Source organism: Acidovorax sp. Root217, assembly GCF_001428645.1.
In the GTDB taxonomy this organism is placed as follows: Bacteria; Pseudomonadota; Gammaproteobacteria; order Burkholderiales; family Burkholderiaceae_C; genus Acidovorax.
On sequence record NZ_LMIH01000006.1, the window covers coordinates 275097 to 299910 of the forward strand.

Annotated in this window: 24 protein-coding genes; 9 read left to right on the forward strand and 15 right to left on the reverse strand. The window is 66.2% G+C overall.

Features of this window, described 5'->3' with window-relative positions; translation table 11 throughout:
* Positions 1-42 precede the first annotated feature (42 nt).
* Positions 43-345, reverse strand: a complete 303-nt coding sequence (locus tag ASE31_RS05355; RefSeq protein ID WP_057200496.1) for a flagellar basal body protein — start codon at positions 343-345, stop codon at positions 43-45.
* A gap of 85 nt (positions 346-430) precedes the next feature.
* Positions 431-820: a nuclear transport factor 2 family protein gene (locus ASE31_RS05360; protein WP_057200497.1), complete on the reverse strand. Its 390-nt coding sequence runs from the start codon at positions 818-820 to the stop codon at positions 431-433.
* Positions 821-947: 127 nt separating this feature from the next.
* On the opposite strand from ASE31_RS05360, the gene ASE31_RS05365 reads away from it, so the two are divergent.
* Positions 948-1859, forward strand: coding sequence for an AraC family transcriptional regulator (locus ASE31_RS05365; protein WP_057200498.1), 912 nt, complete (start codon positions 948-950; stop codon positions 1857-1859).
* Positions 1860-1884: 25 nt separating this feature from the next.
* Here ASE31_RS05365 and ASE31_RS05370 read toward each other — a convergent pair whose 3' ends face one another.
* Positions 1885-2817, reverse strand: a complete 933-nt coding sequence (locus ASE31_RS05370; protein ID WP_057200499.1) for a LysR family transcriptional regulator — start codon at positions 2815-2817, stop codon at positions 1885-1887.
* A gap of 153 nt (positions 2818-2970) precedes the next feature.
* On the opposite strand from ASE31_RS05370, the gene ASE31_RS05375 reads away from it, so the two are divergent.
* Positions 2971-4332, forward strand: coding sequence for an aspartate aminotransferase family protein (locus tag ASE31_RS05375; RefSeq protein ID WP_057200500.1), 1362 nt, complete (start codon positions 2971-2973; stop codon positions 4330-4332).
* 31 nt (positions 4333-4363) lie between these two features.
* Positions 4364-5881, forward strand: coding sequence for a CoA-acylating methylmalonate-semialdehyde dehydrogenase (locus ASE31_RS05380; RefSeq protein WP_057200501.1), 1518 nt, complete (start codon positions 4364-4366; stop codon positions 5879-5881).
* 59 nt (positions 5882-5940) lie between these two features.
* Here the strand turns inward: ASE31_RS05380 and ASE31_RS05385 are convergent, their stop codons facing one another.
* The 6 genes from ASE31_RS05385 to ASE31_RS05410 form a co-directional block, all read right to left on the reverse strand.
* Positions 5941-6498 carry a pentapeptide repeat-containing protein gene (locus ASE31_RS05385; protein ID WP_057200502.1) on the reverse strand — a complete coding sequence of 186 codons (558 nt, stop codon included), beginning with the start codon at positions 6496-6498 and terminating at the stop codon, positions 5941-5943.
* 76 nt (positions 6499-6574) lie between these two features.
* Entirely contained in the window at positions 6575-7714 is a 1140-nt protein-coding gene (locus ASE31_RS05390) for a tetratricopeptide repeat protein (RefSeq protein WP_057200503.1), read from the reverse strand.
* On the reverse strand, positions 7711-9384 hold the full coding sequence (locus ASE31_RS05395; protein ID WP_057200504.1) for a DUF4384 domain-containing protein: 1674 nt from the start codon (positions 9382-9384) through the stop codon (positions 7711-7713). Before ASE31_RS05395 ends, ASE31_RS05390 begins: the two co-directional genes overlap by 4 nt.
* A 29-nt stretch (positions 9385-9413) precedes the next feature.
* Positions 9414-9770, reverse strand: coding sequence for a hypothetical protein (locus tag ASE31_RS05400; RefSeq protein ID WP_057200505.1), 357 nt, complete (start codon positions 9768-9770; stop codon positions 9414-9416).
* Positions 9771-9920: 150 nt separating this feature from the next.
* The gene (locus ASE31_RS05405; protein ID WP_200961075.1) at positions 9921-10217 is read right to left on the reverse strand and encodes a hypothetical protein; all 297 of its coding nucleotides are present in this window, start codon (positions 10215-10217) and stop codon (positions 9921-9923) included.
* Positions 10218-10323: 106 nt separating this feature from the next.
* On the reverse strand, positions 10324-10695 hold the full coding sequence (locus ASE31_RS05410; protein ID WP_057200507.1) for a hypothetical protein: 372 nt from the start codon (positions 10693-10695) through the stop codon (positions 10324-10326).
* Positions 10696-11391: 696 nt separating this feature from the next.
* On the opposite strand from ASE31_RS05410, the gene ASE31_RS05415 reads away from it, so the two are divergent.
* Positions 11392-12051: a phage tail protein gene (locus ASE31_RS05415; RefSeq protein WP_057200508.1), complete on the forward strand. Its 660-nt coding sequence runs from the start codon at positions 11392-11394 to the stop codon at positions 12049-12051.
* A 24-nt stretch (positions 12052-12075) separates the two neighbouring features.
* Here the strand turns inward: ASE31_RS05415 and ASE31_RS05420 are convergent, their stop codons facing one another.
* The 3 genes from ASE31_RS05420 to ASE31_RS05430 are packed head-to-tail and all read right to left on the reverse strand — an operon-like array spanning position 12076 to position 14268.
* Positions 12076-13089 (reverse strand): sulfotransferase family protein, encoded by a 1014-nt coding sequence (locus tag ASE31_RS05420; protein ID WP_057200509.1) that lies wholly within the window; start codon positions 13087-13089, stop codon positions 12076-12078.
* Positions 13055-13792, reverse strand: coding sequence for an aspartyl/asparaginyl beta-hydroxylase domain-containing protein (locus ASE31_RS05425; protein ID WP_057200510.1), 738 nt, complete (start codon positions 13790-13792; stop codon positions 13055-13057). The genes ASE31_RS05420 and ASE31_RS05425 overlap by 35 nt, the downstream gene beginning before the upstream one ends.
* Complete coding sequence (locus ASE31_RS05430; RefSeq protein ID WP_057200511.1) at positions 13789-14268, reverse strand: N-acetyltransferase; 480 nt, start codon at positions 14266-14268, stop codon at positions 13789-13791. Before ASE31_RS05430 ends, ASE31_RS05425 begins: the two co-directional genes overlap by 4 nt.
* A 118-nt stretch (positions 14269-14386) precedes the next feature.
* On the opposite strand from ASE31_RS05430, the gene ASE31_RS05435 reads away from it, so the two are divergent.
* The 4 genes from ASE31_RS05435 to ASE31_RS05445 all read left to right on the forward strand — a co-directional run bounded on the left by ASE31_RS05435 (position 14387) and on the right by ASE31_RS05445 (position 18378).
* Positions 14387-14686 (forward strand): hypothetical protein, encoded by a 300-nt coding sequence (locus tag ASE31_RS05435; RefSeq protein WP_057200512.1) that lies wholly within the window; start codon positions 14387-14389, stop codon positions 14684-14686.
* Positions 14687-14927: 241 nt separating this feature from the next.
* Positions 14928-17249: an NADP-dependent malic enzyme gene (locus ASE31_RS05440; protein WP_057200513.1), complete on the forward strand. Its 2322-nt coding sequence runs from the start codon at positions 14928-14930 to the stop codon at positions 17247-17249.
* Between the two features lie 155 nt (positions 17250-17404).
* Positions 17405-17815: a ribonuclease domain-containing protein gene (locus ASE31_RS30855; protein WP_082604051.1), complete on the forward strand. Its 411-nt coding sequence runs from the start codon at positions 17405-17407 to the stop codon at positions 17813-17815.
* A gap of 137 nt (positions 17816-17952) precedes the next feature.
* Positions 17953-18378, forward strand: a complete 426-nt coding sequence (locus tag ASE31_RS05445; protein WP_057200514.1) for a barstar family protein — start codon at positions 17953-17955, stop codon at positions 18376-18378.
* A 272-nt stretch (positions 18379-18650) separates the two neighbouring features.
* Here ASE31_RS05445 and rsmA read toward each other — a convergent pair whose 3' ends face one another.
* From rsmA to ASE31_RS05460, 3 genes are all read right to left on the reverse strand, one after another.
* Positions 18651-19439 carry a 16S rRNA (adenine(1518)-N(6)/adenine(1519)-N(6))-dimethyltransferase RsmA gene (rsmA, locus tag ASE31_RS05450; protein ID WP_057200515.1) on the reverse strand — a complete coding sequence of 263 codons (789 nt, stop codon included), beginning with the start codon at positions 19437-19439 and terminating at the stop codon, positions 18651-18653.
* A gap of 247 nt (positions 19440-19686) precedes the next feature.
* Positions 19687-21090: a peptidylprolyl isomerase gene (locus ASE31_RS05455; RefSeq protein WP_057200516.1), complete on the reverse strand. Its 1404-nt coding sequence runs from the start codon at positions 21088-21090 to the stop codon at positions 19687-19689.
* A gap of 11 nt (positions 21091-21101) precedes the next feature.
* Positions 21102-23513 carry an LPS-assembly protein LptD gene (locus ASE31_RS05460; RefSeq protein ID WP_369818168.1) on the reverse strand — a complete coding sequence of 804 codons (2412 nt, stop codon included), beginning with the start codon at positions 23511-23513 and terminating at the stop codon, positions 21102-21104.
* A 96-nt stretch (positions 23514-23609) separates the two neighbouring features.
* Here ASE31_RS05460 and ASE31_RS05465 point away from each other — a divergent pair, with 96 nt between their 5' ends.
* Positions 23610-24752 carry an aminoglycoside phosphotransferase family protein gene (locus tag ASE31_RS05465; RefSeq protein ID WP_057200518.1) on the forward strand — a complete coding sequence of 381 codons (1143 nt, stop codon included), beginning with the start codon at positions 23610-23612 and terminating at the stop codon, positions 24750-24752.
* Positions 24753-24814 lie beyond the last annotated feature (62 nt).

Genomic DNA, 24814 nt, shown 5'->3' on the forward strand with positions numbered 1-24814 from the left:
GGTCGAGAGAGGGGTGAAGGCGCGAAGCGACTCAGGGGGTGATTAAGCCTTCACGTCGAGCAGCGAGCCCATCATCTGGTCCTGGGTCTTCACCACCTGCAGGTTGGCCTTGAAGGCGTAGGTGGCCGAGATCTGCTCCACGGCTTCCTTCTCCAGCGCCACGCCCTCTTCCTGGCTGCGGCGCACGGATCCGGTCACGCCGGCACCGCCCGGGGCGGCTTGCTGGTCCACCACCTCGCTTTTGTAGCGAGGCGTATTCATGTTGGCCACGTTGTTGGCCGAGGCATCGAGCCGCAACTGGGCGGCCTGCATGCCGGAAGAGCCGATCGAGGAAATGGAGGCCATGGTGGAGTGCTCGCGGTGGCGAAGGATGGCCGGATTATCCCGCGCTGGCGGATTTCACGCGAGACCACCCATCCTGCCGGAATGGTCACTGGCCCCAGAAGCGGTCCTCCTGCGCCGGGTCGCTGGAGAAAAGAAAGACCTCGGCAATCTTGCCATCCGCGATGCGCAGCAAGTCCACACCGGTCTGGTCCAGGCTTGCGCCTGCACGCTCGCCCCGGAAGGTGATGGTGACGGCAACCCAGTCCCCGTTTTGCATGTAGTGCCGGGCCTCCGTGATGGCAAACGTCCCTTGGGAGACTTCCATCATCTTGCCGATCATCGCCCCCACGGCGGCCAGGCCCTGGTGGGTGCCGGAAAACCGGTTGGCGCCGGGCTGGTGCCAGACCACGGTGGGCGACACGGTACTGGCCAGCAGGGCCTGATCGCCCGTCTGGGCGGCTCGGATGTAGTTCTTGGCGATGTCGATGGCGGACATGGGCGCTCTCTGCAGGTGTTGAAGATGGGGTAATTATTGGACTCTTGGTGCGAGAAAGCACGATAGTTCCAAGCCATAGAAAGATACTTATCGGACAAAATGCAGTGAGCACACAACCAAGGAACGTATGGCCCCGAAGCAGGCATGGAACGCCGACATCGAACGGTTCGACTACCGGCCGCCCGGGGCCTACGGGCTGGACCTGGAGGTCTTCCCGATGTCCGATCTGCGCCAGCGCGGCCCCGAGGGCGAGGTCCACCGCACCCACCGTTATGCCTTCCACATGCTGGTGCTGGTCACCCGGGGAAGCTGCACGCAAGTGGTCGATTTCGAACCCGTGCCCTGCGCACCCGGATCGCTGCTGGCCATCCGGCCCGGGCAGGCCCACAACTTCGGGCTGGCAGAGGATTGGGAGGGGTGGGTCATGCTGCTGCGCCCGGAATTCCTGCTTGCGGCCGGTTCTGCGCCGGCCAGCGACCTGCGCCTGGTGGTCGGGCTGGAGCGGTTTCCCGTGCACCTGGCCCTGGCCGACGGGGAGGCCCGCACGGTGGCGGATGCCATCGCGCAGATGCGCACGGACGCGGCGGCCGATGCGCCTGCGCAGGACCTGCATGCGCTGCTGCGCTACCAGCTCTATGCCCTGCTCACGCGGCTGGCCATCGCCCACCACCAGCGCAGCCAGCGTGGTGACCACCGGGAGCCTGCGAACCACCGCGCCATGCGGCGTTTCGAGCGTTTTCGGCAATTGCTGGAGCAGCGGTTCGCCGAATGGCACCAGGTGGCGGACTACGCCGGCCCGCTGGGGTGCACGGAAAAGAGCCTGGCGCGCGCCACCAGCGCTGCGGCCGGCACCAGCGCCAAGGCCTTCATCGCCGCGCGCATCTGCCTGGAAGCCAAGCGCCTGCTGCTGCACACCGGCGTGCCCGTGGCACGCATCGCCGAGCGCCTGGGCTTCGACGAGGCGACCAATTTCAGCAAGTTCTTCCGGCGCGAAACGGGCTGCACCCCGGCGGAGTTCCGCCGGCAGCAAGTGGTTTGATGGCGGAGCCTTGGAAAGCCAGCAGTCAGCCCACACCGTGGGCCTGTGCCAGGCATTGCTGGAAGGCCTGCGCCGCGCGCGAAGGCTCGGGGGAGCGGCGCAGCAGGCCCACGAACTGGCAGCTGTAGCGCAGCAGCGCGGGCTGCACGGCCTGCATCAGGCCGCGCCGCTCATAGACCTCGGCATAGTGGTCGGGCAGAAAACCCAGGTAGCGGCCCGAAAGGATCAGCGTGGCGATCGACTCCTGGTCGAAGCCCGTGGCGGTGCGCGACAGGCGCGCCTGGTGGCTCAACTCCATGTTGGGCGAGTGGTAGCCCAGGCCGGCGAAGGGCTGGTTGCGCAGTGCCTCCCAGTCGAGCGAGGCATCGCTGGTGCCGAACAGCGGGTGGCCGACGCCGCAGTACAGCAGCATGGTCTCGGTGAACAGGTCGGTGTACAGCAGGCTTTGCGAGGCGCGGTGCGCCGGGATGATGCCGACCTGGTAGGTGCCGTCGATCACCCCGCGCTCGATGGCGTTGATGGTGCCCACGTGCATCTGCAGGTGCACGTCGGGCGCCTGCCCGGCAAAGGCGGCGATGGCCTGGCCGATGCGGGCGGCCGGGTTGGTGGCCGTCTTGTCGAACACGGCCACCGCGAGCTGCCCGCCCATGCGCGCATGGATGTCGTCCACCGCGTTGCGAAAGCCCTGCACCGAGGCCAGCAGGCGCAGCGTCTCGTCGTAGACGCGCTGGCCCTCGGGGGTGAGGGCGAAACCGGCGCGTCCGCGCCGGCACAGAGTCAGGCCCAGCCGGGTCTCCAGGTCCTTGACGTGGCGGCTCACGGTGCTGGTGCCGATGTTCAGTTCCAGCTCGGCTGCCGACATGCCCCCGCACTCGGCCACGGCCTTGAACACCTGCAACAGGCGCAGGTCCATGTCGCTGAGCTGGCCGAGCACGGCGCGGTTTTTGGTGGTGGTCATCGTTCTGGCTCTTTACTTGCATAAATCCGCAAGTAAACATTGATATCGCTCTCTTTGAGAGATTAACACCGGGGACAACAATCCGCACCGAGACCTGCTTTTTTGCCCGGCCTGCTCCCGCTTTGGCGGCCGTTTTTTGCACTGGAGATTCCCATGAGCTTCGTCAACATCGAAAAACCCGCTTCCGACGCTGGCGGCGACCGCCTGGACGCCGCCTGGCTCGACGCGCACTGGATGCCGTACACCGCCAACCGCCAGTTCAAGGCGGCTCCGCGCATGATCGTGGAAGGCAGCGGCGCCTACTACACCGATTCGGACGGCCGCAAGATCTTCGACGGCCTGTCGGGCCTGTGGTGCACGGGCCTGGGCCATGGGCGCCGCGAGATCGCCGATGCCATTGGCAAGCAGGCCATGAAGCTCGACTACGCGCCGGCCTTCCAGTTCGGCCACCCGCTCTCGTTCGAGCTGGCCAACCGCATCAAGGCCATCACGCCCGACGGCCTCGATTACGTGTTTTTCACCGGCTCGGGCTCGGAAGCGGCCGACACTTCGCTGAAGATGGCGCGCGCTTACTGGCGCGCCAAGGGCCAGGCCAGCAAGACGCGGCTGATCGGCCGCGAAAAGGGCTACCACGGCGTGAACTTCGGCGGCATCTCGGTGGGCGGCATCGCGGCCAACCGCAAGCTCTTCGGCCAGGGCGTCGAAGCCGACCACCTGCCCCACACCCAGCCGGTCGCCGGCTCCTTCCACAAGGGCATGCCGCCCACTGGCAAGGAACTGGCCGACCGCCTGCTGGACGTGATCGCGCTGCACGACGCCTCGAACATCGCGGCCGTGATCGTCGAGCCCTTCTCGGGCTCGGCCGGCGTGGTGATCCCGCCCGTGGGCTACCTGCAGCGCTTGCGCGAGATCTGCACGCAGAACAACATCCTGCTGATTTTTGACGAAGTGATCACCGCCTTTGGCCGCTCGGGTGCCTGGACCGGCGCCGAGGCCTTCGGCGTGACGCCCGACATCCTGAACTTCGCCAAGCAGGTCACCAACGGCGCGCAGCCCCTGGGCGGCGTGGTCGCCAGCAAGGACATCTACGACACCTTCATGGCCGCGGGTGGCCCCGAGTACATGCTGGAGTTTCCGCACGGCTACACCTACTCGGCCCACCCTGTGGCCTGCGCCGCCGGCATCGCCGCGCTGGACCTGCTGCAGAGCGAAGACGCCATCGGCCGTGTGAACGCGCTGAGCCCGCATTTTGAGCAGGCCGTGCACAGCCTCAAGGGCAGCAAGCACGTGCTCGACATCCGCAACTACGGCCTGGCCGCGGGCATCACCATCGCCCCGCTGCCGGGCGAGCCGGCCCGCCGCCCCTACGAGATTGCAATGAACTGCTGGAAGAAGGGCTTTTACGTGCGCTACGGTGGCGACACCATCCAGCTGGCACCCCCCTTCATCAGCGAGAAGGCCGAGATCGACCGCCTGGTCAACGCCCTGGGCGATGCCCTGGCAGAGACCGCTTGAGCCCGCCATTTTCCATTCCAATATTGTTGCCATGAACCACGACAAGAACGTTACCACCACCATCGGCCACCTGATCGACGGCCAGATCGTTGCCGACACGGAGCGCACGCAGCCGGTCTTCAACCCGGCCACGGGCCAGTCCACCTCCAACGTCGCCCTGGCCAGCAAGGCCACGGTGGAGCGCGCCATCGCCTCGGCCGAGGCGGCCTTCCCGGCCTGGCGCAACACGCCGCCGCTCAAGCGTGCCCGCGTCATGGGCAAGCTCAAGGTACTGCTCGAAGAAAACGCCGACAAGATCGCCGCCATGATCACGGCCGAGCACGGCAAGGTGCTCAGCGATGCGCACGGCGAGCTGCAGCGCGGCATCGAGAACGTGGAGTACGCCAGCTATGCGCCGGAGCTGCTCAAGGGCGAGCACAGCCGCAACGTCGGCCCCGGCATCGACTCGTGGAGCGAGTTCCAGGCGCTGGGCGTGGCGGCGGGCATCACGCCCTTCAACTTCCCGGCCATGGTGCCGCTGTGGATGTGGCCCATGGCCGTGGCCTGCGGCAACACCTTCGTGCTCAAGCCCTCCGAGCGCGACCCGAGCAGCACGCTGTTCATCGCCCAGCTGGCGCTGGAAGCCGGCCTGCCGCCTGGCGTGCTCAACGTCGTCAACGGTGACAAGCTGGCCGTGGACACGCTGCTGCAGGACGCGCGCGTCAAGGCCGTGAGCTTCGTCGGTTCCACCCCCATCGCCGAGTACATCTACGCCGAAGGCTGCAAGAACGGAAAGCGCGTGCAGGCCCTGGGCGGCGCCAAGAACCACGCCATCGTGATGCCCGACGCCGACATCGGCAATGCCGTGAGCGCCCTCATGGGCGCGGCCTATGGCAGCTGCGGCGAGCGCTGCATGGCCATCCCGCTGGTGGTGGCCGTGGGTGACGAGGCCGGTGATGCCGTGGTGGCCGGCCTCAAGGTCGAAATCGCCAAGATGAAGGTCGGCCCCGGCACCGACAACGGCAACGACATGGGCCCGCTGGTGACCCGGCCCCACTTCGAGAAGGTCAAGGCCTATGTGGACAGCGGCGTGGCCGAGGGCGCCACGCTGGTGGTGGACGGTCGTGGCGTGACGGTGCCCGGCCACGAGGAGGGCTACTTCCTGGGGGCCTGCCTGTTCGACAACGTCAAGCCCGGCATGAAGATCTACCAGGAAGAGATCTTCGGCCCCGTGCTCGGCGTGGTGCGCGTGAAGACGCTGCAGGAAGCCATGAAGCTCATCGACGACCATGAGTACGGCAACGGCACCTGCATCTTCACGCGCGACGGCGAGGCCGCGCGCTACTTCACCGACCACATCCAGGTCGGCATGGTGGGCGTGAACGTGCCCCTGCCCGTGCCCGTGGCCTACCACTCGTTCGGCGGCTGGAAGCGCAGCCTGTTCGGCGACCTGCACGCCTACGGCCCCGACGCCGTGCGCTTTTACACCAAGCGCAAGACCATCACCCAGCGCTGGCCCTCGGCCGGCGTGCGCGAAGGCGCGGTGTTCAGCTTCCCGAGCAGCCGCTGAGTCCCGGCGTGCCCTGCGAGAACGGCCCTTCGGGGCCGTTTTTCATGGGCTGGCCTGGTTCAACAGGCGGCGCGGCAGCGCCTTCCGTCGGTCCAGGTCGCGCCTTCGAGCTGTGCCGCATCCAGGTCCACGTTGACCATCTTCGCGCCGGAGAGGTTGGCGCCGCGCAGGTCGGCCTGCTCCAGGCTCACGTTGACCAGCTCGGCGCCGCGCAGGTCGGCGCCCGAGAGGTTGGCGCGCGACAGGTCCACGTTGGTGAACTTGCGGCCGGCCAGCTGGGCGCCTGCGAAGTTGCGGCCCGAGAGGTCGCTGTTCACGTAGTCCCCGCTCTTGCCGCCCTTGCCGGGCTTGGCATTGGAGGAGTTGGTCACCGTGGTCGACGCGCCCTGCACCACCACGCGGCCGCTGCCGCCGCCGATGGTGGTTTCCACGCGGGCATTGCCGTCCGTGGCGGTGATGATCTGCTGGCCGTTGACGATCACCGAGGCGTTGTTGTCGCCGGCGATCACCGTACCAGAGCCATTGGAGGCCAGGTTGCGCTGGGCATGGGCCATGGGCATGCAGGCGGCCAGGGCGGCCAGGCCGACCAGTGCGCTGGCAAAGGTGTTGTTCGTCATGTGTCGGTTTCCTTCCGTCGGTTGTTCGATGGGCCGGTGTCCAGGCCCGCTCCTACCCAGGAGCGCGGGCTGGACTTTAAGGGGGTGTGGCGCTGGCGTCGGTAACAGGCGGTGTCCAACGTAAGCTGGTGAGATTCCACAGCGGGTCTTCGCTGCGCCGGGGGCGGTCGGACATCAGATCCCGGCCTTCCTTGCCGCCCGTGCCATCGGTCTTGGCGCTGATGCGCGCAGCCAGCTCTTCCATCCAGGCGGCGTCCACGCCGCGTGCCGAGTTGTCGCGCGACGAGCGGCTGAAGATCAGCGCCAGGAATTCGCGTGCGCTGCGCGATCCGCCGTCGGCTGCGCGCCGGTACAGCTGGATGGCCTGGGCGAAATCACGCTGCACGCCGCCCTTGCCCTGGTGGTACAGCTGCGCCAGTTGCAAGGTGGCATCGGCGTTGCCGTCGTCCGACAGGGTGCGCAGCCGGGCCAGGGTGGACGATTCGCTGGAGCGGTTCTGGCGCTCCAGGCGCAGGTAGTTGGCGCGGGCCGGGTTGTACCCCTGTGCCGCCGACAGAACATACATCTCGCGCGCCCGCTCGACGCTGCCGTCGAGTTCCCAGGCCACGGCCAGGTCGTTCATGGCCAGCGGGTCGCCGTCCTGGGCGGCCTGCTCCAGCAGGCGGCGCGCGTCGCGCAGCTTGCGCGGGCCGGTGATCTGGCCTTCGAGCAGCGATTCGACATAGGTGGCGCGCACCAGGCCGGCCGCGCGGGCCTTCTGCAGCCATTCGCGGGCCACCGACAGGTCGCGCTGGCCGCCGGCATTGTCCACGCCCAGCAGGTAGCCATAGCCGGCCATGCCGCGCACGTCGCCGGCATCGGCGGCGCGGCTCCACCAGCGGCGCGCGGTGGCTGCGGCCTGGGGCAGGCCGGGGTTGGTGTGGTAGTACATGCCGACCTGCACCATGGCGTCGGCATCGCCGGCGTTGGCTGCCTCGATCAGGCTGTTGAGCACCTGCTCGGTGTTGGCCGAGGGCAGACGCAGGGAGCCGCCGGGGGTTTGGGGCGTGCGGCTTGCGCCGCCCTGGGGGGCTGCGGCGGGCTGCGAGGGCAGCTGGATCACCGCATGCGCGGCGCCAGCGGCGGCCACGCAGCAGGCGGCCAGGGACCAGCGCAGGGCCGTCCTGCGTGCCCGGTCGGCGGGCGCGCCCTGGGGTTGCAGTGGGGCGGTTTTCATTTGCGGGGCCGGTTGGGGGTGTTGCCGCGGATGGGCTCTGCGGCCGGGGCCTGCACGTTCCAGTCGAGCGAGGTGCTCATCACGCCGACGCCGGCCTGCTCGAAGGCGCCCTGCACCTGGGCCAGGCTGGTCACGCTCTTGATCGGCTCCAGGTTGGCGCTGGTCAGGGCGGCAGGGATCTGGCCCTTGAGCGGCTGGGCCGTCATGGCGCAGAACATGTTCTCGGTGCCGCCGCGTGCCGTCTCGATCAGGAAGGAGTTGGGCTTGCTGATGTCGGGGATCAGCACGCTGGTGCGCCCCTGCACGGTGGCCGATGGCTGCATCGGGTTCGGGTAGACCTGGCTGATGGAGCCGCCCGCGTCCTGGTAGTAGCAGTACAGGTAGCCGGTGCGCGGCGGCACCACCCGCACCACGATGGATTCGCCTACCTTGAGGTCGCGGTCCTTGCGGCCCACCATGCTCAGCGCAATGCTGCGCGGGTCGGGTTCGTTGGCCGGCAGGCCGCTGGGGCGTGCCACCAGCTTGTCATCGGCGTACTCGGGCTTGCGCAGCTTGCCTTCGGCCGACATGCCCACGAAGCTGCGCATCAGCCGGGTGTAGGTCTCGAAATTGACCACGCCCACGGGGGTCAGGTCCTGCGAGGCCTGGTACTGGGTGACAGCCTTGCGGAAGGCAGGCGAATCCGTGCCGTCGGCCGTGCCGTTCCAGATGCCATGGGTCTGCAGCACGCGCTGCGCCAGGGTCCAGCGCTCGGCCACGCTGGCCTCGTCGAACCAGGCGCGCATCTGGCGCAGGAACTCGGGGTGGTTCTGCTCGTAGTCGATGCAATCCCAGTACGGCACCTTGGCCCACTTGCCCACCAGTTCGATGGCGGCCAGGTCCACCAGCAGGCGGATGGCGGCGCCCGCGCCCTGGTTGTTGTCGGCCGCCACTTCGTACTGCACACCCACGCGGTAGATGTGCTTGGGCAGGCCCGTGGCCTTGGCGCCGATCTCCACCGCCTTGCCGCCGGTTGCCACAATGAGCTCGTTGGCCGACTCGATGCCCGAGTACAGCGTGCGCGTGTTCATGTCCCCCAGGTGCAGGTCCAGCCCGACTGCGCTGCCCAGCACGTCCCAGCTGTAGCCGGTGTCGGTAGCGGCGGTGGAAATCCCCAGGCTCTGGCGCTTGGAGACCACCGTCTTGTCGCCGAAGCTGATGGCGCCCGAGATGTAGATCTGCGGCTTGCGCAGCTCCATCTGGTTGTTGTTGAGCAGCAGGCTGGTGAGGGTCTGCACCGTGTCTTGGCGCAGGGCGTCCACCTCGTAGTCCACCACGCGGAAGGCCTGGCTGGTGCGCGACATGCGCGACAGGGCCGTGATCAGCATCTCCTTGGTGCCGGTGCTGAACAGGCCCGACGGGTCGGGGATGGACTTCACGGCGATCAGCGTGGTGGGCGTGTTCTCGGCGGCCAGCATGCGGTCCATGCAGGCCAGACCTTCGCGCAGCACGGAGCCGGACTTGCTGGGCGTGACCAGGGGGGCCTGCTCCACGGTGCCCTGTTCGATGATGTTCACGCGGTCGCTCACGTTGGGCTGTATGGCGCAACCGGACATCAGGAGCGCCAGGGTGGACAGGGCCAGAAGGTGGCGCGGGCGGCGCGGTTGCTTGGTGCTGTTGTTGTTCTTCATGCTGGGAACCGGTGGTGGTGGTGGTGTAGTTATTTGCAGAGATTGATCACGGGGCCTTGCACCACGATGACCTGGTCGTTGTTGGCGGTGCCGAAGCGGTTGCCGATGCCGCTGTCGCCCTCGGGCACCTTGGGCGCGCCGATGTTGGTGGCGCAGCTGCTGCCGCTGGGGCCGGTGACGAGCTTGCGGTCCACCGTGGCCAGCGTGTCCTCGGCATCGATGCGGGTGCGCGAGAGCACATTGGTGACCTTGGTGCGCGAGGCGGGGTCGAGCCCGCTGCGCCCGGCCGGGGGCTTCTGGACGGGCGTCTGGGCCAGAACGGACGAAGACGCGGCAGCGGCGCAGGCGCCGGCAAGGCACAGCGCGGCGAGACGGTGGGTTTTCATGGGTGCTTCTCCTCTTTAGAACCTGTTCAAAGCCTTCTGCCGGATGGATCCGCAAAAGGTTTTGGACAGGTACTTCCAGGGCGCGCAGCAGCGCTACTGCACGCCTTGTTCTTCTGTCTTGAAGGTCAGGGCGCAGAACGCGCCACTGAATTACTTGCCGTCGTTGGAGGCGAGGTTCTGTTCGGCCTTGGAAGCACCGAAGGCCATGTTGGCGACGGCGCCGTTCTTCACGGAGACTTCCTGGTTGTTGTTGCCGCCGATCTTGACGTTGCCCTTGTTGGAAGCCAGGTTCTGCTTGGCAGTGGAAGCACCGAAGGCCATGTTGGCCACGGCGCCGTTTTGCACGGTCACCTTCTGGTTGTTATTGCCGCCGATTTTCACTTCTGCGTGGGCAGCGCCAGCGACGAGTACCAGAGCGGAAATAGCCAGTGCGAAAGTCTTTTGCATAATGAACTCCATTGATAACGATAAAAGAAAGGCGCCAAATCGATAATGGCTGCCACGGGGAAATCCGGTTGATTTTCAATAACCGACCGGAGATTTTTTGGCGGGATTACCTCCCGCCAATATTCACGACACTTTTCACGCCTTTGCCAGTGGCCTGGTTGACGACAGGGCCCTGGACCGATATGACCTGGCTACCCGAGCCGGCGCCGGGCCCTGTGCGGGAGGCGATATTCAATTCGCTGTGGGCGCCGAAGGTGGCAGCGTTGAGCACGGTGCCACGCACCACCACCTGCTGCGAATTGCCGCTGATGACCTGGGCGCCCTGGGTGGACGAGATATTCATCACGGCGGTGCCGCCCGTAGCGGCCACGTTCGCGGCGCCGCCGCTTAACTCGACAGTCTGTTGATTGCCGCCACTGTGGGCGAATGCGGGGGCCAATGCCACTGCCGCGATCCAGGGAGAAATCAGATGCTTCATTCCAGATGTCCAATCCACTGATGTTCTGCTTGCTGTTAATCGCATTCAGGTCGCTGCCTGTTTTTGTGCCGCGCTGTGCTTGCGATTTGTTGGACGAAGATTAACAAGGAACTTTTTGATTTGTTCATGTCCAAGGGCAGTTTCAATCCCGTTCGTGACAAATTCATTAAATTCGCACGGTTTTCGCAGAAGTTCCTCTATTTGCGGAAAACTTCTCGAAATCAGTCGATACGCCGCATTTGCGTTGAAACATATGCAACAAAATGAAAGAAAAACACAATATCCATGAGGTCCAAAAAACGTCTGGATGCACATCACAAAAATACATACATATGTGACAACTGCATCTCGCGGGCTTTGGGGTGCTTTCGTGCAGGGGCTGCTCCCCTCATCTGTCGCAAAAATCTTTGTATCAGCTTTCGTCGGCGATCTGCGGGGGGGGCGCGGCGCGCCGGAGGCCGGTCCGGCGAGGGGGCGTAGCACTGCCCGGCCGATAAGGTCAATGGGCGGGGATGGCCGGCTATGCATGGTGGGCGAGAGCACCCCGACCCTCCTTCGCGGTTCACCGGCGTGGGGGGCATGGGCCTTTGCACGGTCGAATGCATGCATTGCAATTTGGCAATTTCTTCGTTGACCGTACGCACGCCAGCGCCATAGCATCCGGCGCCTCTCACCCACTTTATTGAAGGAGCCTTCATGGATGCATTTATGGGCACGATCATGCCGGTCGCGTTCCAATACGCGCCGCGCGGCTGGATGTTCTGCAATGGCCAAACGCTGCCCATTGCCCAGAATTCCGCACTGTTTTCACTGCTGGGGACGATGTATGGCGGTGATGGTCAGAACACTTTTGGCCTGCCGGATCTGCGGGGGAGGGTTCCTGTCGGCTCCCAGGGCCCCGGACCGGGCATCGCCACCGTCGCCCAGGGCGAAAAGGCGGGAACCAACAATGTCACCGTAATTGCCACGGGCGCGGCGACGGTGACGTTGGCCATTGCCAATCTGCCTGCCCACGACCATACGGCCACCGTGAATCCGACAGCGATCAAAACCACCTTGCAGGCATCCACCGGCACGACCGGTACCAGCACCTCTCCGGCCAATGGCTCCTACCTGAGTGCGTCGCCCGGCGGCCCCGGCAGTGCCTCCATTTACTGCCCTACGGTGACCGGGCCGGTCAACCTGGGTGGCGTCAGCACAGCGGCCGAGACGGGCGCTGTGACCGTGGGTACCACGGGGGGCGGCCAGCCACTGCAGGTACCCGTGCAGACGACCGCAACGGCATCCATCATGCAGCCCTACCTGGGTCTCAACTACATCATCTGCGTGGAAGGCATCTTCCCGTCTCGCAACTGAGGACAACTGGCGCCAGGCCCGGCATTAGCCCGGGCTGCGCGCCAGCCGCCACTGCTCCAGTTGCCGGTAGCACCGGTTCGCGTCGTCCAGGCGCTCGGGGGTTGGCGGGCTCGGTGCGGCGCTCGCTGGCGCAGGGTCTCCCTGGAACCGGCTGCCCGAATGTTTGGAGTGAAAGCCTGAGCGCGCCTGCAGCGTGGCCAGTTCAGTGGGGGTGCACTCCATCCCCAGGGTGTCCAGCAGCCCGTTCCAGATCACTTGGGGAAGCTGCCTATAGTCCATCAGGACCAGGTCTGAGGCGGCCGCCATCTCCAGCCCGCAGCGGTACAGGCTTTCGAGCACCCGGATCGCATGGCCGTCCAGGTCGCCGGGAGCCAGTTGCGGCGCGCCGGGCCTGTGCACCAGGTCCGCCAACCGCGACAGGTCGATCAGTCCCGGCACCATCTGCCGGCCACGCTGGCGCCGATGGGACGCCAGCACTTCATCGGGCTGGCGGTACAAAAACACGATGGGGGTGGCCGGAAACGCGGCCTGCACGAAGGGAATCCAGGGCAGGTGCCAGCAGTCGAGCTTGATGACCAGGTGCCGTTCGGCGGGGCTGCGCCGCTGCCCCAGGGCAGCCACCAGTCGCCTGAAGGTATGAGAGCCGCCGCTTTGCTCCGGGTGCCGGTGATGCAGCCGGAAGAAGGCATCGAGCGCTGGGGGCTCCGACATCACGATGCACTGTGGCAAGGTGGCCAGCGCCTGCGTGAGCAGCGTGGAGCCGCAGCGCGAGACGTGGAAGATGAAGGCCGCCGGTGGCACGCTCTCGGGCAGATCGTCCAGCGCGGACAGAGGGGTGGTGCACACCTTGCGGTCTTGCGGCGCCTGCGACAGGATGCTGTCTTCGAAGAACGGCTCCACGAACCGCCTGTCTCCGAGGAATCGCCACGAGACGGTGGCGGGGCCGTGGCCCAGGCTGACGGGAAACCAGCCATGCAACGACGCCAGTTGTCCCGGCGCTACCTCACGGCCGCGCAGCAGCGCCTGTTCTTCGAGCATGGGTTTCCTGCAGTCGGTCGGCCAATTGGATGCTGGTCGCATGGCTCCCAGCGCGCAGTGCGGCAATGATCTGCAGGACGTTGCCATCGTTGATGGACGGGTCGCCGTACGGGGGCGGGTCCCGCTGGACCCCGCCGGCCGCCTGAAAAATCTGCGCCAGCCAGGGGTTGGTCACGCAGTCGATCATGAGGTGGATGCGGGCCTGCGGGCTGCGGTTCTCCGCGCCGTGCAGGCAGCTGGCATTGAGGTACCAGGCGCTGCCTGCGGAGAAATGGATTTCCTCCCCGTCGATGCGGAAGGTGGCCAGCGGCGAGGTCTGCACGGGGATGTGCAGGCGCGTCAGGCCGTCTTCGAGCGCTCCACCTTCGTCCCGGTGCTCGTGGATGACACCCCCCGCCTCAAGCGACATCAGGCGGATGGAAGTCTTGTCACAGTGAAACTGGTCTATGGCATGGCGGAAGTACGGGCAGCGCTCCAGGATCGAGGTGTCCTCGAAGTGGCCGCTTTCCACCGGCATGATGTGGTCCGTGCGGCCATCCACGGAGCGCAGCGGCGCACAGCTCCAGCCCTTTTCGTAGGCGGAGGTGTTGAAGTGGCCGATCCATTCGGACGCGGCCACGCGGCGCAGGTCCTCCTGCAGGCGTGCCAGATCGAAGGAAAAAGGCAGCTTCAGGTAAGGGGTGGGTGCCGTGACAGTGTTCATGTGCAATCGCCGTGCCAGACCATCCGCGCGAGCATATCGTCCTGCGAGGTGGTGGTGAACCCGAGCTTCGCATAAAGGCGCCGCGCTGCCTGGTTGGTGTGGCTGACGCTCAGGCTGAGGGGCAGCCCGCGCGCCAGGGCGTGCGCCTGCAGAGCGGACAGCGCGGCCGTCGCCGCGCCGCTGCGGCGGGCCTCTGGCAGCACGGCGATGTCGACCAGGTGCAATTGCGCGGGCGAGGCATCCACCACCATGCGGCCGATGGGATGGCCCGATTGCAGCAGCAGCCACTGGCGGGCCTGGGGGAAGTGCTGGCGAAATCCCATCTCCTGTGCGTTCTGCTGCATGGCCATCAACTGCTGCAGCAGCGCGGTGTCCGCCATGGCCTGCTGCAGGTCCTCGCGGCTCGAAAAGTACAGCGCCTGCAGGAACCCGTGGTCCGCATCGGTCCTCTCTCGCAGGGCAAATGGTTCTGGCAATAGGTACACAGTGGATTACCGGCGGTACGATGTTTGGGCAGATCGTGGAAACCTGCCCATTCTGGCAAGGGAATGGGCGGTGTCCAAATTTTGAATCACTCTCCTACGAACGCAACCGATGAGTACCACTTTTGAACCTGTCAGCGCTGTGGTGGGCAGCCGCTTCGTCGCGCATACCCAGCATGGTCCCGTGGAACTGGTCCTGACAGAGGCCACGGAGCGTGAACGTGGCCATCTGCCCGAGCAGTTTCGCACCCCATTCTCCCTGCTGTTCCATGGCCCCGACCAGCCCAGGCTGTCGCAGGACACCTACACCCTGGACCACTCTGAACTGGGCCGCGTGCAGTGGATGCTGGTGCCGGTCATGCCCGATACCAGGACGCCGAACGTGGCGCGCTATGAGGCGCTGTTCGGCTAGACGCCGGGGCCATGGCGCGCGGTCTTGTCCCAACGGCGTGCAGGGATTTGGGTGATCCTGCGCCCGTGGGGGACCGCCGCTTTCCAACCTGGATCGCAAAGCTGTCTCACCCAACTAAGCAGATTCGCTTACTAGGGTTTTTACCGAACGCGGCCTACAATCCCTTCCCCCGGAACGTGTAAGCATGTTCCTACAAGAGCTGACTGACCCCTTGCGCACCCCCCAAGCTGGAGACAATTGAATGCCCGAGAACACCACGGCCGAGAACAACAACAACCATCCGGACAAGCGCGCCCAGCTGCGCCGCGCCGCTCTCGAGTACCACGAGTTTCCCAAGCCCGGCAAGATCGCGATCGCTGCCACCAAGCAGATGATCAACCAGCACGATCTGGCTCTGGCCTACTCGCCCGGCGTGGCCGCGCCCTGCGAGGAGATCGTCAAGGACCCCAATGCCGCCTTCAAGTACACCGCGCGGGGCAACCTCGTCGGCGTGGTGACCAACGGCACGGCCGTGCTGGGCCTGGGTGACATCGGAGCGCTGGCGGGCAAGCCGGTGATGGAGGGCAAGGCCGTCCTGTTCAAGAAGTTCTCGGGCATTGACGTGTTCGACATCGAGATCAACGAGAAGGACCCCGAGAAGCTGGTCGAGATCATCGCCAGCCTGGAGCCGACCTTCGGCGGCATCAACCTCGAAGACATCAAGGCGCCCGACTGCTTTTACGTCGAGCGCAAGCTGCGCGAGCGCATGAAGATCCCGGTCTTCCACGACGACCAGCACGGCACGGCCATCGTGGTGGGCGCGGCCATCCTCAACGGCCTGAAGGTGGCCGGCAAGAACCCCGAGGACGTCAAGCTCGTGACGTCGGGCGCCGGTGCTGCCGCCCTGGCGTGCCTGGGCCTGCTGGTCAAGCTGGGTATCCGGCGCGAAAACATCTGGGTGACCGACCTGGCCGGCGTGGTCTACGAGGGCCGCACCGAACTCATGGACGAGGACAAGATCCAGTTCGTGCAGAAGACCTCGGCGCGCACGCTCTCCGAGGTGATCGAGAACGCCGACGTGTTCCTGGGCCTGTCCGCCGGCGGTGTGCTCAAGCAGGACATGGTGCGCAAGATGGCACCGCGTCCGCTGATCTTTGCGCTGGCCAACCCCAACCCCGAGATCCAGCCGGAAGACGTGAAGGCCGTGCGCGACGACGCCATCATGGCCACGGGCCGCACGGACTACCCCAACCAGGTCAACAACGTCCTGTGCTTCCCCTACATCTTCCGCGGGGCCCTGGACAGCGGCGCCACCACCATCACGCTGGAGATGGAGATCGCGGCGGTGCACGCCATCGCCCAGCTGGCACAGGCCGAGCAGAGCGAAGTGGTGGCTGCTGCCTATGTGGGTGAGCAACTGGCCTTCGGCCCCGAGTACCTGATCCCCAAGCCCTTCGATCCGCGGCTGATGATGATGATCGCGCCGGCCGTGGCCCAGGCCGCCGCCGACAGCGGCGTGGCCCTGCGCCCCATCACCGACATGGACGCCTACCGCGACCAGCTGCAAAGCTTCGTCTATGCCTCGGGCACCATGATGAAGCCGATCTTCGCTGCCGCCAAGGCTGCCACGAAGAAGCGCGTGGCGTATGCCGAAGGCGAGGAAGAGCGCGTGTTGCGTGCCGCCCAGATCGTGGTCGACGAGCGCATCGCACGCCCCACGCTGATCGGCCGCCCGGCGGTGATCGCCGAGCGCATCGAGAAGTTCGGCCTGCGCCTGCGCGAAGGGACGGACTACGACATCGTCAACGTCGAGCAGGACCACCGCTACCGCGACTTCTGGCAGACCTACCACCGCATGACCGAGCGCAAGGGCGTGACGGTGCAGATCGCCAAGATCGAGATGCGCCGGCGCCTGGCGCTGATCGGTTCCATGCTGCTGCACAAGGGCGAGGTCGACGGCCTGATCGTGGGCACCTGGGGCCACACATCGCTGCACCTGAACTACATCGACCAGGTGATCGGCAAGCGCGCCGGCGTGTGCACCTATGCCTGCATGAACGGCCTGTTGCTGCCTGATCGCCAGGTGTTCCTGGTGGACACGCACGTCAACTACGACCCCACGGCCGAGCAGCTGGCCGAGATCACCGTGATGGCGGCCGAAGAGATGATGCGCTTTGGCATCAAGCCGCGCGCCGCCCTGCTGTCGCATTCCAACTTCGGCAGCAGCAACCAGCCCAGCGCGGTGAAGATGCGCCAGACCCTGGAGCTGCTGCGCGTGCAGGCCCCCTGGCTCGAAGTCGATGGCGAGATGCATGGCGACGTGGCCCTCGACGGCAAGGCCCGTGCGGCCATCATGCCGCACAGCGATCTCATTGGCGACGCCAATCTGCTCGTGCTGCCCAATATTGATGCAGCCAATATTTCCTACAACCTGCTCAAGACGGCTGCGGGTGGCAACATCGCCATCGGCCCCGTGCTGCTGGGTGCGGCGCAGCCGGTGCACATCCTGACGGCAAGCGCCACCGTGCGCCGTATCGTGAACATGACAGCCCTTACCGTGGCCGATGCGAACGCATCGCGATAAGCCATTGATAGATAGCAAGCACTAACTTATATTGCTTGCAACACCCCCCAGCGCCTGCCCAATCTTTGTGCAGGCGCTTGCTTTTTGGGGACCATTGAGTCACACTACGGGCTCGAAATTTCGGGTTAACCCGTAGTTTCTGAAAGGTGTTGTTGATGCTGAAGGCTGTAGCCACCCGGGCGCGCAAAGCAGGGTTTTTGTGTGTGGTGGGTGTTGCGTTTGCTCTTTCCCCGATGGTGGGGCAGGCCCGCCAATCCCCCTCCACCCACGGTTCGACCACCCCTATCGCACTGGCCGAGTTGCCGCCCCAGGGGCGTGCTACGTATGCGCTGATCCGTGAAGGAGGCCCGTTTCCGTACGACAAGGACGGATCGGTTTTCGGCAATCGAGAACGGCTGTTGCCCGCCCAAAAGCGCGGCCACTACCGTGAGTACACCGTCAGAACACCAGGTTCGCGCGACCGGGGAGCCCGGCGTATCGTGTGTGGCGGCAAGCCCCGGGTACCGGACGCCTGCTATTACACCAGCGACCACTACGCCAGTTTTCGCGAAATCATCGAAAAATGACGCCCGACGCACCACGTACCGGCCGGTCTTTCCGGCGGTGAGCGGTGCGCGCTCTTGAATCCCCCAACCGGCAGTCGGCCCCCGTGGACTGGCGGATACCCGAAGTTTTTGGACTTTATTAAGAAAGAGTAGCGGAGATGCAGACGCCACTTCGTAAAGACCTGGAAACGCCCCTTCGTGGCGTGCGCACCAACATCGTGCAGTCCATTCGCGCCTTCCGCGTGCAGGACCTGCAGGATGCAGCCACTTCCCTGGGTCAACATTTCCTTTATGCCAATCTGGCCCACGCGCAGTCCAAGCAGGATGTGCTGGACCTGATTGCAGGACAGTTCACCTTCCCGTCGCACTTCGGCAAGAACTTCGATGCGTTGTACGACTGCATGACGGATCCCTTGCACAAATCGGGCCCGCAGCCCGGCTTCATCGTGGTGCTGGAGCAGATCCCGGCCACGGGCAAGTTCGACAAGGAAGCTCGTGAGCAGCTTCTGGACATCTTCCGTGACGCTGCCGACTACTGGGGCGACCGCAAGATCCCGTTCCGCTGTTTCTATTCTTTTCTGTAGCCCGTTCTGCATCCACCAGCCAAGCAGAACGGGCGAACGAGGCTAACGAAGCACAGACCAAGGTCCAGGGCATCGAGATCCCCGCCGACCCCGCCGCCGAAAAGATGCCCACTGACAAGTTGGTGGACGTGTCGCCCCTGGCGCTGCGCATGAGCAGCCCCTTCAACGCGGGCTACTGGCTCAGCGCGGCATGATTCCTGCCGCCTCAGGCGGCAGTTCCTCAGCACCCCACCCCGACGCCTGCAAGGCAGGCCTGGGTGCGGTGTCTCCAATCAGGTGCTCTGGCCCATCGCGGCAGCCAGGGCCACATACTCGGCCACAGGCACCTCTTCGGCGCGGCGCTGCACGTCGAATACGCCCGGGTAAGCCTTGGCTTCGAGCCAGCGGCCCAGGGTGTGGCGCAGCAGCTTGCGGCGCTGGCTGAAGGCCACCTGCACCAGTTCTTCCAGCAGGCGCTCGTTCAGGGGCACCGGTGCCTCCCGGGGCACCATGCGCACCACGGCGCTGTCCACGCGCGGGGGTGGGTCGAAGCTCTCGGGCGGCACGAACAGCACGTTCTCCATGGCGTAACGCCACTGCAGCATCACCGACAGGCGGCCATAGTCCGAGGTGGACGGATGGGCCACCATGCGGTCGATGACTTCCTTTTGCAGCATGAAATGCTGGTCTTCGATCACCGCCACGTGCGCCAGCAGGTGGAACAGGATGGGCGTGGAGATGTTGTAGGGCAGATTGCCCACCACCCGCAGCTTCAGGGCCGGCTGTTCCACGCGCGCGCGCCAGTCCTGCGCCAGCTGCGTGAAGTCGACCTTGAGCACATCGGACTCGATGACTTCGAGCTGCCCGTGCAGCCGCAGGCGCAGCGCCAGGTCGCGGTCGAGCTCGATCACAGTGAGGCGCCCCAGGCGCTCCACCAGCGGCTGCGTCAGCGCGGCCAGCCCCGGCCCGATCTCCACCATGGGCTGGCCCGCCTGCGGCGCAATCGCGTCCACGATGCCATCGATGATGCCCTTGTCGGACAGGAAATGCTGGCCGAAGCGCTTGCGGGGAATGTGTTTCATATCAACTGCAGGGTGCACGTGGCACCTATCGGCCCGCGTGGGGAAAGAAGCAAAGCGCCCAGATGCTGAGCGCGTTTCGGCGAATGATGCACCATTCGCAGATGCGGGGCTGCTGGGCCAGTGATCCCGAGACCCTGCCGGCGGAGCTCACCTGATCGATCACCCACAGTGCGTGGTCCGAGGGCGGGACGGCCGCAGCGCCGGGCCGCCCCAAGCAAGGCCAGCCCCCTCGGGGAGCGTGGGGGCCCTACTGCGGTGGTTCGCGGTACTCGACATAGGCGCGGCCGCGCAGTTCCTGCGCCCAGGTGGCGTAGGCCTCTTCCAGCTTCTTCTCGCGCACGGCGTCGCGCACCATGTCGCGCTGTTCTCGCTGCGTGAGCTTGGCTTCGCGGCGTTCCATGAGCTGGATCAGGTGCACACCAAAGCGCGAGACCAGGGGTTCGCTTATATCGCCCGGCTTGAGCGTGCTGAGCGCCTGCTCGAATTCGGGCACATAGCGGCCGGGGCTGGCCCAGCCCAGGTCGCCGCCCTGCTTGGCGCTGCCATCCACCGAGTTGTCGCGCGCCAGGGTCGCAAAATCGGCCTGGCCGGCCAGAATGCGGCGGCGGTAGTCGGACAGCCGGGCGGCGGCGGCCGCCTCAGTCAGCTGCGCGCTCGGGCGCAGCAGGATGTGGCGCGCATGGTTCTGCACCACGGTCGATGGCAGGCCGGCGACATTGCGCTCCACCACCTTGAGGATGTGAAAGCCCGCCGGCGAGCGCACGGGGCCCACGATGCCGCCCACGGGCAGGCCCTGCACGGAGTTGACGAACAGATCGGGGTAGCGGTCGGCCGGACGCAGGCCCAGCAGGCCGCCGGCGCGCTTGCCTTCGGGCGCGTCGGAGAACTCGGCCGCCACGGCGGCAAAGTCGCTGCCTGCTGCACGCGCCTTGTCGGCCGCGCTCTGTGCGCGGGCCTGCAACTGGGCCACCTGGGTGGGCGTGGCGTTCTCGGGCACCAGGATAAGCACGTGGCCCAGGTTGATTTCCATGGCCGAGGCATCGGCGCCCGATTGCTGCTCGCGCAGGAACTGGTCGATGTCCTGGTCGCTGACCTTGACCTTGGCGTCCACATCGCGCTCGCGCAGGCGCTGTATCAGCAACTGGCTGCGCAGCTCTTCGCGAAAGCGCTCCTTGCTCGTGCCATCGCGGGCCAAGCGCCGGTGCATGTCGTCCAGCGTCATCCCGTTCTGCTGGGCAATGTTCTGCTCGGCCTGGTTGAGGGCGAAATCCTCGACTTTCACGCCGCTTTCCTTGGCCAACTGCATCTGGGCCTTCTCGATGATCAGGCGTTCGAGCACCTCGCGCGCCAGCAGCTCGCGCGGCGGGCGGTTGCCGCCCTGCTGCTGGGCCAGCTGCTGTTCGGCCCGCGCCAGGCGCGCGCGCACTTCGTTGTTGGTGACGGGCTCGGAGTTGACCACCGCCACGATGAAGTCGGCCGATTGCGGTCCCTGCGCCGCTGCAGGTGCCGGCAGGCTCAGGGCCGGGGCGGCGGCCGGACGGCCGATGCCGGCCCCGGCGCTGCCCGGCATGCGCAGGCCCTGCGCGAATGCGCCCCCACAGGCGAGGCTGGTCAGGCAGGCAAGTGCCAGTGCGGATACACGGTGGTTCATGGCGGTGTCAGTCAGTCGTAGTTGCTGAAGCGGCTGGGCGAGCCAACTTGGTCGCGCAGGTTCTGGTAGCGCGGCACATTCTGCTTGAAGGTATCGAGGGGGCTGGAGCCCAGGCTGAGGCGGGAGAACCCGACGAACTCGATCTGGAACAACAGGCGCGTGTTGGAGGTAGAGACGCTGTTCTGCAGGCGTTCCAGCACCACGCGGCCGATCCAGCAGCAGCCGTCGTATTCGAGGCCGACCACGCTGTCCACCAGCTTGCGGTCCTGCATGCTGAAGTTCAGGCGGCCGATGGTGTACCAGCGGCCTGGGCCCTGGCCGCGGCCGGGACCGAGGTCCTTGCCCTTGTCGCCCCACAGGTCGTTGAGCGGCCACTGCCAGCCGATGTCGATCTGCTCGCTGGTGCCGCGCTGGAAGCGGTAGGCGGCGCTGACGGTACGGTAGTTACCCGGGCTGTAGCGCGCGCCGACGGTGGAGCGGATGGAGCGCCGCGTCTTGGGGTTGTACTGCACCGTGGAATCGTAGGCCCAGTTCTTCGTCCAGTTGATGCCGGCGCCCACCAGGATGTCCGAAAGGCGGTCGTTCACCGGCGCAGCGCCCGGCAGGGTCACCTGCTGGTCGGTGAAGCGCACGCGCTGCGCCACGCCGAAGCGCGCTGCTTCGGCACCCGAGTCAGGGTCGATCAGGCGCGTGGTCACGCCCATGGTCAGGAGGTTGTTGTCCGCCAACCGGTCATTGCCGCCGAAAGAGTTCTCGGTGTAGATGGTGGCAAAGTTGAAGTCGTTGAGCGCCGTGTCGTACAGCGGCAGCTTGCTCTGGTCGCGGTAGGGCGTGTAGGTATAGAACGCCCGGGGCTCCAGTGTCTGCAGGAACGAGCGGCCAAAGAAGCTCGCATCGCGCTCGAACACCAGGCCGCTGTCCAGGCTGAAGGTCGGCAGCGTGCGGCTGGCCGAGCGCGAGCCGTCGCTGAGCGGGCCGTCGAACTGGTACTGCGTGGTGTGCAGCTGCAGGCGCGGCGTGATGAAGCCGGCGGGCGCAAGGAACGGCCGGCTGATCTGCGCCACCGCAAACGACCGGTTGGCATCGGGCTGCTTGGTCAAAAAGCGGTCGGCCTGGAAGCGCGTGGTATCAAGCTCCACACTGGCGTCGAAGCCGCCGGGCAGCATGCTCGGCTCGTAGCGCCATACCAGTTGCGGCATGCGGTCGTACGGCGGCACGATGGGCGCCGACACGTCCTGCAGCGTTTGCCACTTCAAGGCGCGCGCGCGCACCGACATGTCGCCGGCGCCCCAGCTCAGCGTGGCATCGCCGGGCAGCAGCCGTTGGCGCAGCGGCTCGGAGACGCGGCCGAAGTCGCGCCAGTAGTTGTCGTCGCTCACCCGGTTCAGGTTCAGGCTCAGGTTCAGGCCGCCCACGGGGGAGGCGATCAGCGCGTCGTGCTTGCCCGTGAAGCCCCAGCGGTCCCGGTCGCGCAGGCGGTCCGACGGCATGTAGTCACCGCTGATCTCGCCCTTGTAGGTGGGTTCCAGGTAGCGGAACTCGCCGCCCAGGTTGGCGCCGCGCTTGGACAGCAGGGCCGCGCGCAGCGTGGCATCGCGGTTGGGCGCGATGTTCCAGTAATAGGGCTGCGAGTAGGCCACGCCATCGCGGCTGTCCAGCCCGAAGGACGGGGGCAGCAGGCCCGACTTGCGCTTGTCCGACAGGGGAAAGGTGATGCGCGGGATCGGCAGCAGCGGGATGCCCTTGAACTCCAGCACCGCATTCTCTGCCGTACCCACTTCCTCTTCGCGGTCGATGCGGATGGTCTTGGCGCGCAGCACCCAGTCGGGCTGCCAGGAGGCCTCGTCGCCCTTCTGGCAGGTGGTGTAGGTGGCGTCGTGGACGATGGAGCGCTGGCGGTCGATGAAATCCACGCGCGAGGCGTCCCCATGGGCCTGCGTGGCCAGGAAGCGGTAGCGCGCGTCGTTGAAGAAGCCCTCGAAGGCCTCCACCCGCAGGTCGAGCGCCGTGCCTTCGTAGACGTTGCCGGCGCGGTTGATGCGCACCGAGCCGCGCGCCTTGGCCAGGTCCTCGGGCACGTCGTAGTCCAGGCGGTCGGCGCGGATGACCGTGTCACCCCTGCGCAGCTCGGCGTTGCCTTCGATGGTGGCGTTCAGGTCCGTCTGTCCGCTGATGTGGTCGCCGGTGACGAAGATCGGCAGCTGCGGCCGCACGGGCTCGGGGATGTTTTCCTGCAGCAGGGGCGAACTGCGCAGGGCGGGCGGGGCATCCCAGGCACTGGGCGTGGCGTTCTGTGCCTGGACTGCCAGCGGCAGGCCGCACCAGGCCAGCGCCACACCATAGGCCAGGGCGCGCGGCACGGGGCGGCGCAGCCGCTCCCCGGGTGCCGTGGCGGGCCGGGTCCGGGAGGAAGGGGTCTGCACGGTGGGGGGCTTGCGGCGTGGCACGTGGGACGGTATGGGCTGAATCAGAAGAAGGGAACCCGCGCCAGGGAACGGGTTTGTAAAATCGGATTATCCATGAGCCACCCTTTCCCCCCATCTTCCTCCCCCTCACCCGCGGGTGCGGCGGCGGCAACGCCCCCTTCTTCCACCGTCACCTGGCCTGACGCCGAACGCCACCGCGCCTTCGACGCCTGGCTGGTGCCCTTGGTGGGAGGCCACCAGCTCAGGCCCGAAACGCTGCGCCCGGCATCCGCCGATGCGAGCTTTCGCCGCTACCTGCGCATCGACACCGCGCTGGGCACGAGTTGCATCGTGATGGATGCCCCGCCCGACAAGGAGAACTGCCGCCCCTTCGTGCAGGTGCAGCGCCTGCTGGCCGACGCCGGCCTGAACGTGCCGCAGATCCTGGCCTGGGACGAGGCGGGCGGCTTCATGCTGCTGTCCGACCTGGGGCACCAGACGCTGATCGAGTTGCTCGACCCCGAGAAGCCTCGCGACGCCTATGCCTGGTACCAGCAGGCCACCGATGTGCTGCTGCAGTGGCAACTGGCCTCCCAGCCCGGTGTGCTGCCTGCATACGACGAAGCCCTGCTGCGCCGCGAGCTGGCGCTGTTCCCCGACTGGTACCTGGCAAAGCACCGCGGCGTCACGCTGGATGCCGGGCAGCAGGCCACGCTGTCCAGCGCGTTTGACGCCATCGTGGCGCACAACCTCGCGGCGCCGCAGGTCTACGTGCACCGCGACTTCATGACCCGCAACCTGATGGTGCCGGTGCAGGAGGGCGCGCCGCTCGGGGTGCTCGACTTCCAGGACGCGGTCTACGGCCCCATCACCTATGACATCGCCAGCCTGATGCGCGACGCCTTCATCAGCTGGGAAGAGGAATTTGTCATCGACATTACCGTGCGTTACTGGGAGAAGGCGCGCAAGGCCGGCCTGCTGGGCGCGAACAGCGCCAGTGGCTTTGGCGAGGACTTCGGCGAGTTCTACCGCAGCGTGGAATGGATGGGCCTGCAGCGGCACTTCAAGGTGGCCGGCATCTTCGCCCGCCTCACCCTGCGCGACGGCAAGCCCAAATACCTGGCCGACGCGCCGCGCTTCATGGCCTATATCCGTGCCACCACCCACCGCTACCGCCAGTTGGGCCCGCTGCTCAAGATGCTCGACGAGATCGAGGGAACCGAGGCGCCCATGGGCTATGCCTTTGGACGCGTTTGATGAAGCACCCCCTGAGTCGCTTCGCGCCTTCACCCCTCTCTCGCATTGCTGCGCAATGCGGG

Bases quoted from the DNA above. Each gene is read 5' to 3' on its own strand.
- rsmA (WP_057200515.1), bottom strand. From the start codon at position 19,439: ATGAAACACATTCCCCGCAAGCGCTTCGGCCAGCATTTCCTGTCCGAC.
- ASE31_RS05385 (WP_057200502.1), bottom strand. From the start codon at position 6,498: ATGACGAACAACACCTTTGCCAGCGCACTGGTCGGCCTGGCCGCCCTG.
- ASE31_RS05360 (WP_057200497.1), bottom strand. From the start codon at position 820: ATGTCCGCCATCGACATCGCCAAGAACTACATCCGAGCCGCCCAGACG.
- ASE31_RS05400 (WP_057200505.1), bottom strand. From the start codon at position 9,770: ATGAAAACCCACCGTCTCGCCGCGCTGTGCCTTGCCGGCGCCTGCGCC.
- ASE31_RS05415 (WP_057200508.1), top strand. From the start codon at position 11,392: ATGGATGCATTTATGGGCACGATCATGCCGGTCGCGTTCCAATACGCG.
- ASE31_RS05405 (WP_200961075.1), bottom strand. From the start codon at position 10,217: ATGCAAAAGACTTTCGCACTGGCTATTTCCGCTCTGGTACTCGTCGCT.
- ASE31_RS05390 (WP_057200503.1), bottom strand. From the start codon at position 7,714: ATGAAAACCGCCCCACTGCAACCCCAGGGCGCGCCCGCCGACCGGGCA.
- ASE31_RS05370 (WP_057200499.1), bottom strand. From the start codon at position 2,817: ATGACCACCACCAAAAACCGCGCCGTGCTCGGCCAGCTCAGCGACATG.
- ASE31_RS05420 (WP_057200509.1), bottom strand. From the start codon at position 13,089: ATGCTCGAAGAACAGGCGCTGCTGCGCGGCCGTGAGGTAGCGCCGGGA.
- ASE31_RS05425 (WP_057200510.1), bottom strand. From the start codon at position 13,792: ATGAACACTGTCACGGCACCCACCCCTTACCTGAAGCTGCCTTTTTCC.
- ASE31_RS05440 (WP_057200513.1), top strand. From the start codon at position 14,928: ATGCCCGAGAACACCACGGCCGAGAACAACAACAACCATCCGGACAAG.
- ASE31_RS05445 (WP_057200514.1), top strand. From the start codon at position 17,953: ATGCAGACGCCACTTCGTAAAGACCTGGAAACGCCCCTTCGTGGCGTG.
- ASE31_RS05435 (WP_057200512.1), top strand. From the start codon at position 14,387: ATGAGTACCACTTTTGAACCTGTCAGCGCTGTGGTGGGCAGCCGCTTC.
- ASE31_RS05465 (WP_057200518.1), top strand. From the start codon at position 23,610: ATGAGCCACCCTTTCCCCCCATCTTCCTCCCCCTCACCCGCGGGTGCG.
- ASE31_RS05410 (WP_057200507.1), bottom strand. From the start codon at position 10,695: ATGAAGCATCTGATTTCTCCCTGGATCGCGGCAGTGGCATTGGCCCCC.
- ASE31_RS30855 (WP_082604051.1), top strand. From the start codon at position 17,405: ATGCTGAAGGCTGTAGCCACCCGGGCGCGCAAAGCAGGGTTTTTGTGT.
- ASE31_RS05395 (WP_057200504.1), bottom strand. From the start codon at position 9,384: ATGAAGAACAACAACAGCACCAAGCAACCGCGCCGCCCGCGCCACCTT.
- ASE31_RS05355 (WP_057200496.1), bottom strand. From the start codon at position 345: ATGGCCTCCATTTCCTCGATCGGCTCTTCCGGCATGCAGGCCGCCCAG.
- ASE31_RS05455 (WP_057200516.1), bottom strand. From the start codon at position 21,090: ATGAACCACCGTGTATCCGCACTGGCACTTGCCTGCCTGACCAGCCTC.
- ASE31_RS05375 (WP_057200500.1), top strand. From the start codon at position 2,971: ATGAGCTTCGTCAACATCGAAAAACCCGCTTCCGACGCTGGCGGCGAC.
- ASE31_RS05380 (WP_057200501.1), top strand. From the start codon at position 4,364: ATGAACCACGACAAGAACGTTACCACCACCATCGGCCACCTGATCGAC.
- ASE31_RS05365 (WP_057200498.1), top strand. From the start codon at position 948: ATGGCCCCGAAGCAGGCATGGAACGCCGACATCGAACGGTTCGACTAC.